This is a genomic window from Brucella grignonensis, from assembly GCF_002252505.1.
Classification (GTDB): Bacteria; Pseudomonadota; Alphaproteobacteria; order Rhizobiales; family Rhizobiaceae; genus Brucella; species Brucella grignonensis.
The window spans coordinates 34,053-52,120 of sequence record NZ_NNRL01000163.1 but is presented as its reverse complement, the minus strand read 5'-3'; the positions used below and the strand labels follow the sequence as shown (position 1 = coordinate 52,120).

Here is an 18,068-nt window from a genome sequence, read left to right as displayed (position 1 = left end):
CTGGGAAATCTTCCAGCCCATCTTCTTACCGTCTGCTGAATTTTACAGGTGCCGTGATCGTCTTGTTGACGTCCGGTGGCGGAGCGGGAACCTGAGAGGCGCGCTGGACCAGCGAAAGAACCTCGTTATCAAGCTCTGACCAACCTGACGATCAGGCAAGCGAAGCGGACAGCACTTTGCCCGTATCGTCGATGCGGAAGCGGACATAGACAACGCCTTCTTCCCGGCGGGACTTAGCACCCGACGGATACTTCTTGCGACGCTCGAGATGCGCCATCAGACGCGACTGCCAGCGCCTTGGTCACGCACGCCAACCGGAAAACCATATAGAGCAACCTTGCCGCCCTCTGAAACTACGTCAGAGACGGTTATGAAAGATTGTCCGCACCAGTGCATGAACGCGGAGAAAGGCTGCTTCCGCACCTGCAACAACCCGCTCCTCTTCTGCAACGGTCAGCTCTATATCATCAAGGGCTGCGGTAAAAGTACGCCAGTGGAGACCCCGCCCTTCAGGCGCACCAGCCAGATGACGTGCGCCGAGTTCTTCCGACAGGCCGAGCTTCAACGCTTCTTTCAGCAAAAAAGCCGCACCAAGGTTGGAGCCTTCCGCGACATAGAGCCAGCCGAGAGCAGTTGGCAGATCGATAGCGTTACCAGTCAGGAAAGCGGGCTCTCCGTCTGCTACTGGCAAATCGAAACCGAGATCAATCAGATCCTGTCCTACCAGCGCGAAACGACGACGGCCCTTCAAATCGGGAAGCAGCACATCCAGAGCCATATCATCGTAGAGCGCATCGATATCACGATGGAACTGATACTGAACCTCGACAAACAGAGCATAGCGCTCACGGCTGGCAAACGGATCGCCTGCCATAATGCTCTGATCAAGGCGTTCATGCGTTCCAGTCGTGCGCGCCTTCAAGCGCTTCGAACGAGGAAGAGCAACCGGTTGCTTAAGGACAATAACGTCAGTCATGTGGTCTATCCCTGTTGATAGGCGGAGTCTGATCAATATGAACAAGACGCTGGTGGATTGAATTTGACGTTTGATTCCGACATTTGTTGAATGCCTGTATCAAGGGATGCAAATGTCGGAATCAGACCACTAGCCTCTCTCACTACTAAGACGATTGAGGGAGCGGCTTTTTGCATTGCAAAGGCGAAGAAATCTGCCTTTGTACAAAATGACGCACCTCAAGTGAATTAGAAGTGGAAGCTTTACCGCCGTTTACGACATTTGAGCTGCCAGTGTGGTCGGTATATTTATCGATCAGCTTTTCGCACGGATCACAGAACGATCCCCAAAACAATCTCGCAGAAGAAGGGATCTGGAGGCATAACTCCAACACCCGTCTGCTCTCTGTCCGTGCAATTTCCACCCGTTCCTGCACGTGCATTTTTAAAGCTGAAGCTGCGATTGTAACAGCAACGCCAACTTCTATTTTTATATATGATTAAAATAGTCAACTTAAAATTACTATATTCCCGTAGTCAAACTTTCAAGCCGGCCCGAGGCAAGCTCGCAGCAGGCACGGGGCGACCAAAGAGCCACCCCTGTCCTACCGCCTCTGGATGCAGGGCAAGAACGTAATCCGCCTGTTCCTTCGTTTCCACGCCTTCAACAACCAGCTTAATATCCAAGCGCTGTGCTATGTTGCAGATGTTCTCGACAATCTCGGAACTAACCGCCTCGGTTCCAATAGCCTGCGTAAACATGCGGTCGATTTTAATACCACTGATCGGTAGTTTGGCCAGATAGGCAAGATTGGAGTAGCCGGTCCCGAAATCATCAATGAAGAACTCGTAGCCCTGTGCCCGGAATGACGTCATGCTCTCAATGAGACGTTCATGATGGGTTGTCGACCGCTCGGTGATTTCCAGCACGATTTGCCGTGGTGAAAGACCACGTTGCTTGATCTCTTCGTCCAAAAACTCAAGCGTGCGCGGATCAATCACATCATCGACCGACAAATTCAGGCTGAGATAAAAGTCCGCATTTTTCTTCAGGCGCGTCTGCATTTCGTTCAACGCCTTGCGCACCACGATACGCGTAATATCTTTGATGACGCCGTGTTCCTCGGCGATTAAAATGAACACGTCAGGCGCGATCGGATCTCCATGATCGTCCGACATACGCGCCAGCACCTCGGCACCATTTACATGCCCGTCACGCAATCGCACCAATGGCTGGTAGACGACGCTTATCCGCCCCTCCGCAATAGACCGCCTGACCTGTTGAGGGAGCGAGGAATAGCCACGCCGCCATTTGACGGCTATCACACCCAGTCCACTGCCCGCGAGCCCTCCAAAGGCAACAAGTGCCAACAAGACACCCGGTGCCTGTTGCAATATGCTGACCCCTGTAAGAGCGGCAATCACACAAATATCGAGCTCACCGGAGCAGCGTGACGTAAGTCGATGTGAGCGTAAATCATACCAGGCGAGCTTTTCCGGCTGCTGCGTCGTTAACTGGCTGGCATCTCCAAACGTCCTATAAATATACTGACCATCCTGACTGATGATATGCGCACTCAGATTGGGGTGCGGACGTTCGTACAAGGCAAAGGCAACCGGCGATGTGAAAACAACAGCTGTGCCATGCATAACCATATCAACCGCGGTCAGATGACTACCGATACCTTTAGCCTGTCCCCACAAACGATGGCCGCCGTCTACTTCCCTATCTGCCGTGGGCAACTCAGCAGGCGGAGACAATCGGCCCCATAGCGCAGTGCAGACAATACGATTGTTCAGTACCCGACCGACATCGCGAAAGTAGTGTGCTCTGAATGTAAGAAGGCGCAACTCTTTCAGATTTTCATCTGAACATGGCACCTGACTGGTGCCATTCACAACGCTTAGAGTATCACGGCTGGATTTTGCAACATTTATAGAGTGGGACAGCAGATCGTCCCGATAGTCATTAAGCCGAACATATGAAAGCCGGACAAGTTCCACCTGCCCTAAGAGAATAGTTAATGCGATGCCAACACACGCAATGAGTGCAACAAACCACCGATCCCCGTTGGTACGCAGCTTTATCATTAGGATGCATATCCCCAAGCAGCAAATCAACGCCCCCCGTTGTTTTTGCAAAGCTACACAAGTCCCGGCGCGAAGCCAATGTATAAGGTGCTGAATTTATCAAGAAAATCCAACGCTCGCCACACCTGAATCTAACTCACCTGGACACTAAATCCAAGCCTGAGCTTGACGTTGAATATCTGGACCGTAGATTAACCGACCATGACAAATATTGCGATTGATCAAGATTATTTACTCGAAAAACTAGGCGCCCTGCTGGCAATCCCCAGTCCAACCGGCTTCACAGACGAAGCGGTGCATTTCGTTGCACGCGAACTGGAGCGCCTCGGCCTCGAAGTCATCCTGACGCGGCGCGGTGCAATCCGCGCACGCCGCACCGGCAAATCGAGAAAGCCCGCGCGCGGTATCGTTTCTCATGTCGATACGCTCGGCGCACAGGTTAAATATCTCAAATCCAACGGGCGGCTTGAGCTTGTTTCAATCGGCAACTGGTCGGCACGCTTTGCAGAAGGTGCGCGCGTTTCGATCTTCTCTTCCAAAGGCACCTATCGCGGCTCGATCCTGCCGCTGAAAGCCTCCGGCCATACTTTCAATGAAGAGGTGGATACGCTTCCCGTTGGCTGGACTTATATCGAGTTGCGCGTCGATGCGCTTGCCCGCAACAAGGAAGATCTGATGGAGCTTGGCATTGATGTCGGCGATATTGTTGCCGTCGATCCGATGCCGGAATTCATCGATAACGGTTTCATTGTCTCACGACATCTGGATGACAAGGCAGGCGTTGCCATCATGCTGGCGTCGCTCGAGGCGATGCAACGGCTTGATGTCGAAACGCCGGTCGATACATACTGGATTTTCACCATCGGCGAAGAGGTCGGCGTTGGCGCTTCTGCTGCTGTTGTCCCCGACATTGCATCACTGGTCGCCATCGATAATGGCACCACAGCCCCCGGTCAGAATTCGTCCGAATTTGGCGTAACACTTGCCATGGCCGACCAGACCGGCCCCTTCGATTATCATCTGACTAAAAAGCTTTACGAGCTTTGCGGCGAGCACGATATCCCGGTGCAGAAGGACGTTTTCCGCTATTATCGCTCTGACGCAGCATCTGCGGTAGAGGCTGGCCACGATGTTCGCACAGCACTTCTGACCTTCGGTGTCGATGCCTCGCATGGCTATGAACGCATTCATTTGAGCGCACTCACATCGATTGCAAAGCTCACTGTTCACTATGCAATGAGCGAGGTTGAGATCAAGCGCGATGCCGAGGAAACCACCAAGGGTCTCAAGGGCTTCACGCATCAGACATCGACCACTGCCGAGCAGGACCTGAGGCCGGAAGACAGCCCGACAGAATAGCTGAAAACAGCACAGAGAATTTGAAGGCGGGGTCATCCCGCCTTTTCTGTGTGCGCAAATTAATTATGATAATTTGTTGATATACGTCATTTCCTTACTATAAATTATATCCTGACAGATTTGCAGGCAGATATGGCCAAACGAAAGGAACCGCTAATGAAGAGGTTATTTCGAGCCGTTTTGACAGCGGCCACTCTGGTTCTGGGTTCAGCGACATTTCACGCTGGCGCGCAGACACCGCCCGATGTTCTGATCGTCGGGCAGATTGCCGAACCGCAATCGCTTGACCCACACACGGTCACGGCAACCAATGATTTCCGCATCCTTGTGAACATCTATGACGGTCTGGTCCGCTATAAGGATGGCACGCTGGAAATCGAGCCAGCGCTTGCTGAAAGCTGGACCATTTCAGACGATGGCAAAACCTATACATTCAAGCTGAGACAGGGCGTGAAATTCCATGACGGTTCGGATTTCAACGCGGAAGCGGTCAAGTTCAACTTCGAGCGGATGCTGAACAAGGATCACCCGTTCTACAATACCGGCCCGTTCCCTTTGTCCTTCAATTTTGAATCTATCGAAAGCGTCAATACGGTTGATGCAAACACAGTCGAGTTCAAACTGAAAGAGCCGTTCGCGCCCTTCCTGTCAAACCTCGCCTATCCGACCGGCCTCATCGTTTCGCCAGCCTCCGTCGAACAATATGGCACTGAATTTGGTCGCCATCCGTCGGGCACCGGCCCATTCAAATTTGCCGAATGGCAGTCTGGCCAGCGCGTGGTGGTCGAGCGTAATCCCGACTACTGGGATAAGGCTCCGATCTTGAACGCGATTGTTTTCCGTCCCATCACCGACGCCAATACCCGCGTTGCTGAAATGATGGCCGGTGGCATCGACATCATGGTCGAGGTGCCGCCGGATAATCTCGCAACCTTCAAGCAGGATGCAAATTTCGCCGTCGCAGAACAGGCGGGGCCGCATGTCTGGTTCAGCATTCTCAACACCAAAAGCGGACCGTTCGCCGACAAGAAAGTTCGTCAGGCTGCAAATTATGCAGTCAACAAACAGGGTCTGGTCGATAATGTCCTGCAAGGTTCAGCAACTGTCGCGGCTGGTCCCGTGCCACCTGCATTCAACTGGGTTGATGATAAAACCGAGCCATATCCTTACGATCCGGAAAAAGCCAAGGCGCTGTTAAAAGAAACAGGCGCTACCAATCCTGAACTCACTTTCTATGTGACAGAAGGTGGCTCAGGGATGCTTGACCCGATCAATATGGGTGCAGCTATTCAAGCGGATCTTCAGGCAGTCGGCTTCAAGGTGAAGATTGAAACCTACGAGTGGAACACCTTTCTTGGTCGCGTGAATTCCGGGCTCGATGGCAAGGCAGACATGGCTGAAATGGCGTGGATGACCAATGATCCAGACACGGTTCCATATCTCACGCTTCGCACCGAAGCCCTGCCGGACAAGGGCGGTTTTAACTCGGGCTATTACTCCAATCCGAAAGTCGATGAATTGCTGACCAAGGCGCGCACATCGACCGATCAGGCAGAGCGTGGCAAGCTTTATGGCGAGATCCAGTCTATCGTCCACGACGATGCGCCATGGCTCTTTGTTGCCAACTGGAAACAGAATGCTGTCACAACAGCTGCAGTTCAGGGCTTCAAGCTCCAGCCGTCATTCCTGCTGCATCTCAAAGATGTGACCAAACAATAAAGCTTTGCGCCAGCGTTAAGGCCGCTGGCGCAGTTTTGCCAAAACGAAGCGAAGGAGGGCCAATGCCAGCCTATATCTTCAAGCGGCTTATCACAGTCGTTCCCGTACTTTTCGGGCTGTCCATCATCGTCTTTCTGGTGATGGCGTCTATTCCCGGCGATACCGCCACAGCCCTGCTCGGCTCTTACGCGACGCCGGAAAATGTCGAGCGTATCAATCGCGATCTCGGCCTCGACAAGCCACTGGTCCAGCAATATTTCATCTGGATCGGCAATCTGTTGCACGGCGATTTCGGTCGCTCCTTCGTGCTCAATCGTCCTGTTCTGGATGAGGTGCTGGAACGCTTTCAGGCAACGCTTATTCTGGCAGGTGTTGCTCTCGTGCTCTGTTCGATCTTCGGACTTTTCGCAGGCATTGTCTCAGCCGTTCGTCAGTTTGGCTGGGCAGATCGCACCATCACCTTCATCGTTCTGGCTGGCATTTCGATCCCGTCATTCTGGCTTGGCCTTCTGCTGATTTATCTCTTCGCAGTGCATTGGCGCATCCTTCCGGCATCGGGCATGTATGCAGTCTATGGCGGCGGCGATCTCAAGGACCTTATCTGTCATCTGATCCTGCCAGCATCGACGCTTGCCGTCGTTGCTGCCGGTGTGATTGCCCGGTTGACGCGCGGCGCAATGCTTGAAGTGCTGCGTCAGGATTATATCCGCACCGCACGCGCCAAAGGGCTCAATGAGCGTCGCGTGATTTACGGCCACGCCTTTCGTGCAGCCCTTGTCAGTGTCATTCCCGTTATCGGCATTCAGGCAGGCTTCGTGCTGGGCGGTGCGGTCTATATCGAGACCGTGTTTCAATGGCCCGGTATCGGCGCCATGCTTGTGAAGGCAATTTCGACCCGTGACATCCTGCTTGTGCAGGGCGGCGTGCTGATCGTAGCAGCCAGCTATGTGCTGTTCAATCTGCTCGCCGATGTCCTTCAGACCATGCTTGATCCGAGGATACGCACATGAGTGCCGTTTCGGAAACCTACAGCCCAGCCGCTCCTGCACGCCTGTCGTCGTGGCGCTTGCTGATGAGCAATCGCCTTGCAGCTTTCGGCTTTTTTCTGCTCGCATTGATCTGCGTGCTGATAATACTCGTGCCAATCCTGCCATTGCCCAACCCGGATGCGACAGCACCCGCAAACCGGCTACAACCGGTCTTCTCTGCAGGGCATCTGCTGGGCACAGACCAGCTTGGACGCGATATTCTGAGCCGCCTTCTCTGGGGCGCACGCGTCTCGGTGGCGGTTGGCTTCGCAGCCACCCTGATTGCCGCCGTGATCGGCTCGGCTATCGGCATTGTCGCAGGCTATGCGGGCGGACGCACCGACAATCTTATGATGCGCGGCATCGATATGCTGATGGCCTTCCCCTATATCCTGCTGGCTCTTGCAATCGTGGCCGCGCTCGGACCGGGATTGATGAATGCGCTTTATGCAATTGCCGTGGTCAACATCCCGTTTTTTGCACGTAATGTGCGCGGCACGACACTCGGCCTTGCCAATCGCGAATTTGTCGATGCTGCCCGGCTTTCCGGCAAAGGGCACATTTCAATCCTGCTTACCGAAGTGTTGCCCAATGTGCTGCCGGTTATCGTCATCACCATGTCAACCACGGCAGGCTGGATGATCCTTGAAACGGCAGGCCTCAGCTTTCTGGGTCTTGGTGCGCAGCCGCCACAGGCTGATCTTGGCTCGATGCTCGGCGAAGGCCGCGCGCAGATGTTCACGGCACCGCATGTTTCCATCGTGCCGGGCCTGATGATCTTTCTGATTGTCATCAGCCTCAATGTGCTGGGCGACGGCATTCGCGATGTGCTTGATCCCCGTTTGCGTTCCGGTGCTCTTGCCCGCCCCGGCTCGGTAACGGCAATCGCCAAGAACAGAACCGCGCCCAAGACAAGGATGCTGGATGCAGCTCTGGCCGTCGAAAAGCTCGAAACGGGCTTCGTCAACAATAACAACTATACCCCAGCAGTGAACAATGTTTCGCTGCATGTTAACCGCGGCGAATGTCTTGGCCTGATCGGCGAAAGCGGCTCAGGCAAAAGCGTGACTGCACTTTCCATCATGGGGCTGGTCGCCTCTCCGCCCGGATTGATCCGCAGCGGCGCTATCTATCTGGACGGTAAAGACGTGCTCGACATGACGGAGACCGAACTGACTGCGACGCGCGGCAGCAAGGTCGCCTATGTATTTCAGGATCCGCTGACCACGCTGCATCCGATGTACTCAATCGGTAAGCAGGTCGAGGAAGCAATCGCTGCGCATAAATCGATCAGTACATCCAAACGCCGGGCAGAAGCCATCGCCTTGCTGGAGAAAGTGGGTATTCCGGATGCAAAAGAGCGTGCAGATCATTACCCGCACCAGCTTTCCGGCGGTCAGCGTCAGCGGGTCGGCATTGCCATGGCGCTTGCAAATGATCCCGACATCATCGTCGCCGATGAGCCGACCACCGCCCTTGATGTGACCGTGCAGGCACGCATTCTTGAGCTTTTACGCGATCTGCAGCGCGAACGCGGCATGGCGCTTTTGTTCATCACTCATGACTTCGGCGTCGTTTCCGAAATCTGCGATCGCGTTGCCGTCATGAAAGACGGGGTGATCGTCGAGACAGGGACCGCCAGAGAGGTGCTCGCCAATCCGCAACACAGCTATACCAAGCGGCTGATTGCCTGCGTGCCGGAACTTGGCCACGGCAAGGACTTCTATGAGCGCGTAGCAAAGCTGTTCAGTCGCAAACAGACGGAGGCCGCCACATGAGTCAGGTTGCAATCAGTGTTCACAATCTGAGCAAAACCTTTGGTGGCGGACGCACATTTTTCGGCAAACAGCGCCATGCTGTTGAAGCGGTCAAGTCTGTGTCGCTCAATCTCGCGCGCGGCGAAACACTGGCAATCGTAGGCGAAAGCGGCTCGGGAAAAAGCACCCTGGCGCGAATGCTGGTGGGGCTGACAGAGCCGAGCGACGGCACGATGAAAATCGCCGGACAGGATGCCAGCGCACTTCGCCGCTCTGGTCCGCGGGCTTTTAGCAAAGTGATCCAATATGTGTTTCAGGACCCTGTGGCCTCGCTCAACCCGCGCAAGACTATCCGGCAAATTCTTGAAACTCCGCTGAAACTGCTTGGCGGGCTTGATCGTAACCAGCGCCAGAAGCGTATGGAAGAACTGCTCGATGCCGTGCAGATGCCAAAGGATACCCTGTTGCGCTATCCGCATGAGTTTTCCGGCGGGCAGGCCCAGCGCATCGCCATTGCCCGCACACTTGCGGCAGATGCCGAAATCATCGTGCTGGATGAACCGGTGAGCGCGCTTGATGTCTCTGTTCAGGCGCAGGTGCTGCTGCTGCTTGATGAGCTGAAACATCAGTTCGGCCTGTCCTATCTCTTCATCAGCCATGATCTTGCGGTGGTGGAAGCCATCAGCGACCGTGTTGCCGTCATGTATTATGGGGAAATTGTTGAGGAAGCGACCGCCGAGGACCTTTTTGCGAAGCCGCAACATGCCTATACACGTCAGCTGATAGACAGCGCGCCGCGTATGAAAAGAGAGTAGCAAGGTATGGCCCGGAACAGCCGCAGCAAATCGGACAATGCTTCGCTGACCAAATCAAAGCGGCGGCCTGAGGTCATTGCTGACCGTATCAAAGACGTGATCCAGACGGACCATCTCAAACCCGGTGATCGGCTGCCGCAGGAAAAAGACCTTATCGACCAGTTCAAAGCAGCCAAGGGCACTGTGCGCGAGGCGATGAAGGCGCTCGAAACGCAAGGGCTGCTCTTCACCCGCACCGGCCCCGGTGGCGGCGTCTTCGTTGCGGAACCATCTGCACAACATGCGATGGAAATGCTCGGCAATTATTTCTTCTTTGACCAGCCAAGCCTTCAGGAAATCTATTCCCTACGCAAGCTGCTGGAGCCTGAGATCGCCGCATCCCTTGCCGGCAGATTGAGCAATGATGATCTCACGAAACTGGAGAGCACGATGCGGTTTTACGACCGCCCTCCGACCAATCTGGACGACCAGTTTCAGCAGCGTGTGGCAGAGCTGGATTTTCATACACAACTCGCACAACTGTGTCCGGACCGGCTCCTCGGCTTCATGTGTGGTCTAACGCATAATCTGCTGCGCAATATGCCGGTTGCCCGCTCGATCTATGCCGATCCAACGCCCGCATCCCGCGAGGAGGGCTTGCTTTTTCAGCATCGGCTTTTAACCGCTCTGATTGAAAACAGGGCCGAAGATGCGCGCAAAATCGCGCTGGAACATATGATTTCTGCCGAAAAATATATGATTTCCAAGGAAAACGAGTTGAAAAAGGCACAAAGCGCATAAAAATCAGAAATTTCGGAACCATCCTGGCGCGCATGCATTAGCCAATATGCAGGCTGCCGCCAAAACTCACGCGACGGCCTGTTCGTTTCGAGCATTTCCAGCAAAAGTGGAAGCCGGTTTTGCGTCCGGAAATGCGTTCCAAAATAGATGACAATGGAGGTTTTGACCCTTTTTATGTGTGGAATTTGCGGAGAAGTCAGGTTCGACGGTGCGACACCGTCGGTTTCGGCAATCTCGAAAATGGCAGATATTCTTGCCCCCAGAGGGCCAGACGCTTCTGGCATCGTTGTGCGTGGCAATGTCGGCTTTGGACACCGGCGATTGAGAATTCTCGATCTGTCCGAGAAATCCCAGCAACCCATGATCGACGCCGATCTTGGCATAAGCGTTGTCTTCAACGGCTGCATTTACAATTTCCGCGAATTGCGCGCTGAGCTCGAAGCCAAGGGTTACCGCTTCTTTTCCGATGGCGACACAGAAGTCATCATCAAGGCATGGCATGCCTGGGGCGAGGAATGCGTCTCCCGCTTTTACGGCATGTTCGCCTTTGCCATCCATGAGCGCGATACCGGCAGACTGATTTTTGCCCGTGACCGTTTTGGCATCAAGCCGCTTTATCTGGCAGAGGTCAGCGGCGCGCTGCGCTTTGCCTCCTCGCTGCCTGCCCTTGTGAAGGCTGGCGGTGTCGATACCTCAATCGACCGCGCGGCACTGCATAATTATATGAGCTTCCACGCTGTGGTTCCGCCACCGCGCACCATCTATAACGGTGTGCGCAAGCTGCCTGCGGCAACGATCCGTGTTTATCAGGCCAATGGCGAATTTCGCGACCGCACCTATTGGCAGCCGCCGCATAGCCGTCTGGCTCATGACAGCGCAATGAGCCGTGAAGACTGGCAGGAGCAGCTTCTCGACATGCTGCGCGTTGCTGTCAAACGCCGCATGATCTCCGACGTGCCGGTCGGCGTTCTTTTGTCAGGTGGTGTGGATTCGAGCCTGATTGTCGGCCTTCTTGCCGAAGCAGGCCAAACCGGCCTCATGAGCTTTTCGGTCGGCTTTGAAGAAGCCAATGGCGAAAAGGGCGACGAATTCGTCTATTCCGACCTGATTGCCAAGCATTTCGGCACCGACCATCACAAGATTTTCGTGCCCTCATCCGATCTGATGGATGCGCTTCCCGGCACGATTGCCGCCATGTCAGAGCCAATGGTTTCTTACGACAATGTCGGCTTTTATCTGCTGTCAAAGGAAGTTTCCAAGCATATCAAGGTTGTGCAATCCGGTCAGGGTGCCGACGAGGTCTTTGCTGGTTACCACTGGTATCCACCTCTGGTCGATTCCAACGATGTGGTCAGCGATTACGCGAAGGCATTCTGCGACCGCTCGCATGATGTACTGAAAACCCAGCTTTCGTCTGAATGGATGCCGGATCGCGACTATAGCCGCGAACTCATCGAAGAGCATTTGTTGCGCGACGGCGCGGATACACCCGTTGATCGCGCGCTTCGTCTCGACAGCAACATCATGCTGGTCGATGACCCGGTCAAACGCGTCGACAACATGACCATGGCCTGGGGACTGGAAGCCCGCGTACCGTTTCTCGACCATGAACTCGTGGAACTTGCAGCGCGTATGCCGCCAGAAGAAAAGCTGCGGGATGGCGGCAAGGGCATCCTGAAGGATGTCGCCCGCAAGGTCGTGCCAAGCGAGGTGATCGATCGCAAGAAGGGTTACTTCCCAGTGCCGCAGCTCAAATATATCGCTGGCCCCTACCTCGACATGCTGCGCGATGCTTTGTCATCGCAGAAAGCGCGTGAACGAGGACTATTCCAGCGCGATTATCTTGATCGCCTGTTCGCAAACCCTTCCGAACACATCACACCTCTGCGCGGTTCAGAACTCTGGCAGGCCGGGCTGCTTGAAATGTGGCTTCAAACTCAGGAAGCACAAGTTGGGGAAGCCTGAGGTGGGGAGGAATAAAATGAAAAAGACAGGTGAGGTTGAAAGGACCCGGCAGAAAGCAAGGGGCAAAAACGCTTTCTCGCACAGGCTCACGAGGTTGCGTACACCGGAAAGCGCGGGCTTTTATCAAGAGCATTTGCATGGGGGTAATCAGGAGGAAGGTCGCTCAGCCAACCGCAATGTGGTTCTGGATTGCGGTTGGGGGCGGCTGCTTTTCGCGCAAACCTTTGAGAATAATGAAGCGATCATCGAAGCTTTGCGGGCAGAAGCCCCGGCCAGCCGCGATATCCTGTTCTATGTCAGCGATCCACATGTGCTGCTGTCGCAGGCACCACAGGAAATCTTCCTCGACCCTTCGCACACTTTTCGGCTTGAACTTTCCAACTATCGCGCCGGTGGTCGCCGCACACGCGGTATCAGCATTCGCCGTGCGGTATCCGAAATAGATGCAGACGGCATCAATGCCGTCTATGCCGCCTGTGGCATGGTGCAACTGCGTGCTGATTTCTTTTCCAGCGAGCGCGATAATCGCGCCGTCACTTATTTTGTGGCACAGGATGATACAACGGGCGAAATTGTTGGCACAGTTACAGGCATCAACCACCAGCGGTTGTTCAACGATCCCGATCAGGGCGGCTCGCTCTGGTGCCTAGCCGTTCATCCGCAGGCACGTCAGCCGGGCATTGGCGAAAAACTGGTGCGCAAGCTTGCCGAACATTTTCAGGCACGCGGGCTCAATCACGTCGATCTGTCGGTTCTTTATGACAATGACAATGCGATCAGGCTTTATGAAAAGCTGAAGTTTCGCCGCGTTCCGCTTTTTGCAATCAAGCGCAAGAATGCAATCAACGAGAAGTTCTTCGCACTTCCAATCAGCTCCGTCGATGCACTCAACCCTTATGCGCGCATCATCGTCGATGAAGCGTTGCGGCGCGGCGTGCATGTGGACATCACCGATGCCAAGGGAGGCTTTTTTCGCCTGTCCCATGGCGGACGGTCGATCCATTGCCGCGAGAGCCTGTCTGAAATGACATCCGGCGTTGCCATGTCAATCTGCGATGACAAGGCAGTCACTCGACGCACAGTGGCCAAGGCGGGACTTGTCGTGCCTGAACAAATTCCTGCCGACGGCTCGGACGAAACGCTCCAAGTCTTCCTTGAAAAACACGGAAAGCTGGTCGTGAAACCTGCACGCGGGGAACAGGGGCGCGGCATTTCCGTTGGCATTTCAACGATGAAAGACCTGCGGGCAGCGATCAGACAGGCGCGCGATGTCTGCGATAATGTTCTGCTCGAAGCCTGTTTCGAGGGCGAAGATCTGCGGCTGATGATTATCGATTACAAACTGGTTGCAGCTGCCGTGCGCAGACCTCCACGCGTGATTGGCGATGGAAAATCGACCATACGCAAGCTTATCGAAACGCAGTCTCGTCGCCGCCTTGCCGCCACGGGTGGCGAGAGCCGTATTCCGATAGATGCTGAAACCAAGCGTTGTCTTGAGCAGCAAGGTCTGATACTTGATGATGTACTTGCAGACAGACGCGAAATTACGGTTCGTAAAGCGGCTAACCTTCACACCGGCGGCACGATTCACGATGTGACGGCGACCGTGGACAAAACATTGGTAGATGCTGCATGCAAGGCAGCGCGCGCAATTGAAATTCCGGTAGTCGGCATCGATTTCATGGTGAAGTCACCCGAGACACCGGAATATGTGTTCATTGAAGCCAATGAACGGCCTGGCTTGGCCAATCATGAACCGCAGCCCACAGCTGCGCGTTTTGTTGAATGTTTGTTTCCGCAATTGGGAACCAACATTCCATAACAAAAGTTTGTTTGTACTGAAAATGCCATTCACAATCCGGTAGCACAAACGTGACATCGGATTGTCGTGGATTTGGTCTATATTGCGACCTTCGCCCAAGATTCATCATTCGTGGAGCAAAATATATGCTGGCAGAAGCCAAAGTAGAACAGCTGGGTATTACGATCGATGTGTATCAGCGAGAAGCACGTCACTGGATTGCATCGGGTGTATTTGATGGAAAGCATATTGTTGTAGAAAATGCGACGCAGGGAACTGCAGTCAGTGCGTGGAGAGACTGCGCCCTGGCACTTTCAAACCAGACGGCCTAATCACTTATCTTCAAATTACTGAGCTAAATTATTGAGCGGCTTCTGTGATGATAGGTATCGCAGGGGTCTTTTTCTCAAGCGTCATAGTCTTGAGATTACCTGAAAAGAGAATGCCGGTGATCGGCAGAACTGGTTCCGCAGGCAGCGCTTCATGATGAGTGCCATCTTTCGGAACATGCAGCTTGTGTTCGGTTCCGTCTTCAGCACCGGACATGACAAGCGACACATTCCCGCGTGCTTCAAGCAGTTTCCCTCCATACAGAAACTCAAAGCTCAGCATCGAAACGAGGAATTTATAGGTTCCATCGCGCACGCCACCCTTCATCATGGCGGCGCGATGCACCTCCCCGCCCATCGCCACATCAAGCGGTGGAATGCGTGGATCACAAACATAGCCAAGCGCCAGCAGCTGCCCGTTATCAACCTCAAAACGCATTCTGTCTGAACCAAGATCGAGCGCCGAGATCGAGAACCGACGATTGCTGTATTGGACCGGCACGCGCCCCAGCCGCTTGCAAAGCTGCTCGCCGCTCAAGGCACGCGCATTGGCAAAGTGGTCCGGATCGATGGCGAATGGCAGCGCCTTCGGACGATGCGGAACAGACAAGGCCGGTTCGAGAACATCTGCAATCAAGTTCGCAACGATGGTTGTCGAAACTGGGCGCGCATAATGCCCCTGATCGAGATAGAAAGCCGGATTGCTTACGACATCACGGCCATATTGCTGCATCAGCATTCGCGAGACATCGGCTGAGATCGTTCCATACCATTGCGAAATGTAATTGATGCCTGCATCAATCGAGGGAACGGAATTCAGAAATGAGCCATTGCGCGCGCCGAACACGAACGTTGCAATCCGCAAGTTCGGATTGCGCTCAAGCGCGTAACGAATGATCCCCTCGTAAAACCGTGCCCAATGGCGGAATGGACGCCGTTCATCGCCATAAACGAAGGCATCGTTGATCGCGTACTCAATCAGCAACAGCTCACACTCTTCGAGCTGTTCGGACTGCTTGAGCTGATAAAGACCGAGCGCGCTTGTTGTACCACCGACGGCCAGATCGGCCACGATATCCAGTTCCACCCCGCGTTTTGCCATCGTCGACAGAAGCGTCGGCAGATAGCCGGGCAGCATGACGGTGTTTGAACCACCGATGATTACAGTCTTGAGTTTCATTTCGTCACCGTTGCAGCTTTACCGGCTGGCGTCAGCGAACCGCAACGCCACACACCGTAAGTGCTTGCATCCCAATCAAAATAATAAGCGGCTGCGATCTGGCCGCGGTCCATCATCTGCCGAAAACGGTCGCGTGCCTTCTCGACCAGTTGTTCGCGATTATTGTCATTGGCCGGACAGGCTTTTGAGGTATTTGCGAAGCCCCATTCGGTGATCCAGCAAGGCTTGCCATCTGCTCCACCGCAGAAAGAAAGTGCGCTGCTGATATGCTTCGCGCGCGCAGCCCGCGTGCCGCTGCTGCCGGGATAGATGTGAATGCCGTAGCCATCAGCAGCGTCATTAAGACCATACTTCTTGAGGAGGTCGGTAAAGACGGCGGGGTCAACAGTGTCTATTCCGCGCCGGTCGGCATCGATGAAAGGGATATCGGACAAGCCCGCAGATACGACCTTTGCCTTGGTGCTGTGCCTGGTTTTCGCCAACTCTGTCCGAACAATACGCAGAAGTTCGACGTATTTTTCAGCACCCTTTTCGATCAGAGGAAGCTCCTCCATCTCGCTTAAAGAGCGGGCAGTCTTCATCTTTTCCTTGGGCAGAATGGCAAGATCGCCATTATAGGCACCCCAGTTGATCTCATTGCCGGGTTCAACGGCAACGAGTGGGACCCCCAGCGCATCAATCTTTTGCAAGGCATTGCCTATTGCCTGCTGAAAGCGCTCGGGAGATATGTCGGAAAGCCGATACATGTCCCAGATACGCCCACCCCCGGAACGGGGCTTCGTTCCTTCAGGATAGAAGTCTGCATTGTTGAGCGATATTTCGAGCAGGATCGCGAGACCTTTTTCATGCGCAAGACGCACGGCATCTATACTCTGATCAACCGGTCGAGTGAGTGACAGCCGAACCGCCACCACTCCGTTCTCAACCATCTGATTGAATATCTGCTCGCGCTCTGCCGGCTTGAGCCAGGCCATGTTGACTCTGTTGACGCCAAAGCGCGTATCGGCAAGAGCGCTCTGAGGTTGGGCTGCTAACAACATGCCGCCTAAAAGCGCCACCGTTGCCACTATCCCACCCCCGGTGCTTTTGCGCGTTTGCATCATCGGATACCAATATCCTTCAGCGCGCCGTTGAAATTGGCTTCACATTCCGAATAGCGATTGATGGCCGCTGGCACATCGATCCTGGAAAGGAAATCGCGCAGATAGGCTTTTTTCTGCGGCTCGCGGTTCCAGACGCTCGCATCGATATGCGGGAAGCCGACAAAACCAAGCATTTCGCGCATGCGATCATCGACAGCGATCATCAGTCCCGGGACACCCGACTGCATTCCGATGATCGTGCCATGGAAACGGCGGCTCAGGCCGAAATCCTGACTGGAAATCCAGCTGCGCCATTTGTGCGTATCAAAGAACACCAGCAGCTCGTTCTTGCGCTGCCATTTTTCCATGTGCTTGTAATCGACCGGTGCGGTGATGCGGCTTGCGGCCTGATCATAGGCTTCGGAATGATCTTCACCCGCCATATTCATGTTGTAGACGATCACCTCGTCCTGAATGACGTAGCTCGCAACGCTGTCCTTTTCGAGCAGCGCGTGGGCGTCGACAATCGTATCGGCAACGCTGCCGAGATAACCGCCAAAGGAGATTTTCTGCGCGTCTGCAAGGCTAGGATCGGCAAGGCGGCTCAGCGAGAGCTTCATCTGATCCGGCGCATAATAAAGCGATGGACAACCCGTCGGGCGGACATATTTCATGCCCGCATCTTTCAGGAACTCTTCGGTGAAATGCCCGCGCGTGAGGAAGAAACTTTCCTTGCGGCGCAGAATTTCGAGGAAACGGCGCGTACCTTCTGGCAACTCCGCTTTCAGATTTTCCTTCTTCTGAATACCGATGCCCATGACCACAATCGGCATGTTCAGCTTTTCAAAGACGAAGGATTCCGTCGTTGCCGCATAACCGGGCCGCAGAAGGTTGGCTGAAGCAAACAGGCAAAGATCAAAGCTTTCGTTGAGCTTCGCATAGGTGTCAGGCGAATTGAGGCTGTTGGCCAGATGCCAGAACGGCACATAGGTCACATCATGGCCGCGCACTGCATTGGCGGCGCCCTCACCGATGAGATAATTGCCCGTATTGGCAATCTTTTTGACCTGATCGATCACATCCTTTTTGGTGCGAATGGGCTCGAAATATGGGCGATGCTTTACGCTCGCCCCGGACACACTTTCGACTGTCCGCATCAAATATGACGGAATGCCGGTGATCATAATGCGCATGGTGATCCATCTTCG

At 54.3% G+C, this 18,068-nt stretch carries 14 protein-coding genes and 1 pseudogene; 9 read left to right on the top strand and 6 right to left on the bottom strand.

Annotated features, from left to right (window positions below):
* Window positions 1-25 precede the first annotated feature (25 nt).
* From CEV33_RS14105 to CEV33_RS14095, 3 genes and pseudogenes are all read right to left on the bottom strand, one after another.
* A pseudogene (locus CEV33_RS14105) lies at window positions 26-277 on the bottom strand (energy transducer TonB family protein).
* Between the two features lie 81 nt (window positions 278-358).
* The gene (locus tag CEV33_RS14100) at window positions 359-976 is read right to left on the bottom strand and encodes a biliverdin-producing heme oxygenase (protein WP_094541085.1); all 618 of its coding nucleotides are present in this window, start codon (window positions 974-976) and stop codon (window positions 359-361) included.
* A 515-nt stretch (window positions 977-1,491) separates the two neighbouring features.
* Window positions 1,492-3,045: an EAL domain-containing protein gene (locus CEV33_RS14095; protein WP_094541084.1), complete on the bottom strand. Its 1,554-nt coding sequence runs from the start codon at window positions 3,043-3,045 to the stop codon at window positions 1,492-1,494.
* A gap of 201 nt (window positions 3,046-3,246) precedes the next feature.
* Here CEV33_RS14095 and CEV33_RS14090 point away from each other — a divergent pair, with 201 nt between their 5' ends.
* From CEV33_RS14090 to CEV33_RS14050, 9 genes are all read left to right on the top strand, one after another.
* On the top strand, window positions 3,247-4,404 hold the full coding sequence (locus tag CEV33_RS14090) for an osmoprotectant NAGGN system M42 family peptidase (RefSeq protein ID WP_094541083.1): 1,158 nt from the start codon (window positions 3,247-3,249) through the stop codon (window positions 4,402-4,404).
* 156 nt (window positions 4,405-4,560) lie between these two features.
* On the top strand, window positions 4,561-6,123 hold the full coding sequence (locus tag CEV33_RS14085; RefSeq protein WP_094541719.1) for an ABC transporter substrate-binding protein: 1,563 nt from the start codon (window positions 4,561-4,563) through the stop codon (window positions 6,121-6,123).
* Between the two features lie 62 nt (window positions 6,124-6,185).
* On the top strand, window positions 6,186-7,133 hold the full coding sequence (locus CEV33_RS14080) for an ABC transporter permease (RefSeq protein ID WP_094541082.1): 948 nt from the start codon (window positions 6,186-6,188) through the stop codon (window positions 7,131-7,133).
* Entirely contained in the window at window positions 7,130-8,929 is a 1,800-nt protein-coding gene (locus CEV33_RS14075; protein ID WP_094541081.1) for a dipeptide/oligopeptide/nickel ABC transporter permease/ATP-binding protein, read from the top strand. The genes CEV33_RS14080 and CEV33_RS14075 overlap by 4 nt, the downstream gene beginning before the upstream one ends.
* Window positions 8,926-9,723, top strand: a complete 798-nt coding sequence (locus tag CEV33_RS14070) for an ATP-binding cassette domain-containing protein (RefSeq protein ID WP_094541080.1) — start codon at window positions 8,926-8,928, stop codon at window positions 9,721-9,723. The genes CEV33_RS14075 and CEV33_RS14070 overlap by 4 nt, the downstream gene beginning before the upstream one ends.
* A gap of 6 nt (window positions 9,724-9,729) precedes the next feature.
* Window positions 9,730-10,503, top strand: a complete 774-nt coding sequence (locus CEV33_RS14065) for a FadR/GntR family transcriptional regulator (RefSeq protein ID WP_094541079.1) — start codon at window positions 9,730-9,732, stop codon at window positions 10,501-10,503.
* Window positions 10,504-10,677: 174 nt separating this feature from the next.
* Window positions 10,678-12,468 carry an N-acetylglutaminylglutamine amidotransferase gene (locus tag CEV33_RS14060; protein WP_094541718.1) on the top strand — a complete coding sequence of 597 codons (1,791 nt, stop codon included), beginning with the start codon at window positions 10,678-10,680 and terminating at the stop codon, window positions 12,466-12,468.
* Window positions 12,469-12,484: 16 nt separating this feature from the next.
* Window positions 12,485-14,290, top strand: a complete 1,806-nt coding sequence (ngg, locus tag CEV33_RS14055) for an N-acetylglutaminylglutamine synthetase (protein ID WP_094541078.1) — start codon at window positions 12,485-12,487, stop codon at window positions 14,288-14,290.
* A 125-nt stretch (window positions 14,291-14,415) separates the two neighbouring features.
* Window positions 14,416-14,601 (top strand): hypothetical protein, encoded by a 186-nt coding sequence (locus tag CEV33_RS14050; protein WP_024896026.1) that lies wholly within the window; start codon window positions 14,416-14,418, stop codon window positions 14,599-14,601.
* Between the two features lie 28 nt (window positions 14,602-14,629).
* On the opposite strand, the gene CEV33_RS14045 is transcribed toward CEV33_RS14050, so the two are convergent.
* The 3 genes from CEV33_RS14045 to CEV33_RS14035 are packed head-to-tail and all read right to left on the bottom strand — an operon-like array spanning window position 14,630 to window position 18,053.
* Window positions 14,630-15,778 (bottom strand): hypothetical protein, encoded by a 1,149-nt coding sequence (locus CEV33_RS14045; RefSeq protein WP_094541077.1) that lies wholly within the window; start codon window positions 15,776-15,778, stop codon window positions 14,630-14,632.
* On the bottom strand, window positions 15,775-16,881 hold the full coding sequence (locus CEV33_RS14040) for a glycoside hydrolase (protein WP_094541076.1): 1,107 nt from the start codon (window positions 16,879-16,881) through the stop codon (window positions 15,775-15,777). The genes CEV33_RS14045 and CEV33_RS14040 overlap by 4 nt, the downstream gene beginning before the upstream one ends.
* Window positions 16,878-18,053, bottom strand: a complete 1,176-nt coding sequence (locus CEV33_RS14035) for a polysaccharide pyruvyl transferase family protein (protein WP_094541075.1) — start codon at window positions 18,051-18,053, stop codon at window positions 16,878-16,880. The genes CEV33_RS14040 and CEV33_RS14035 overlap by 4 nt, the downstream gene beginning before the upstream one ends.
* Window positions 18,054-18,068 lie beyond the last annotated feature (15 nt).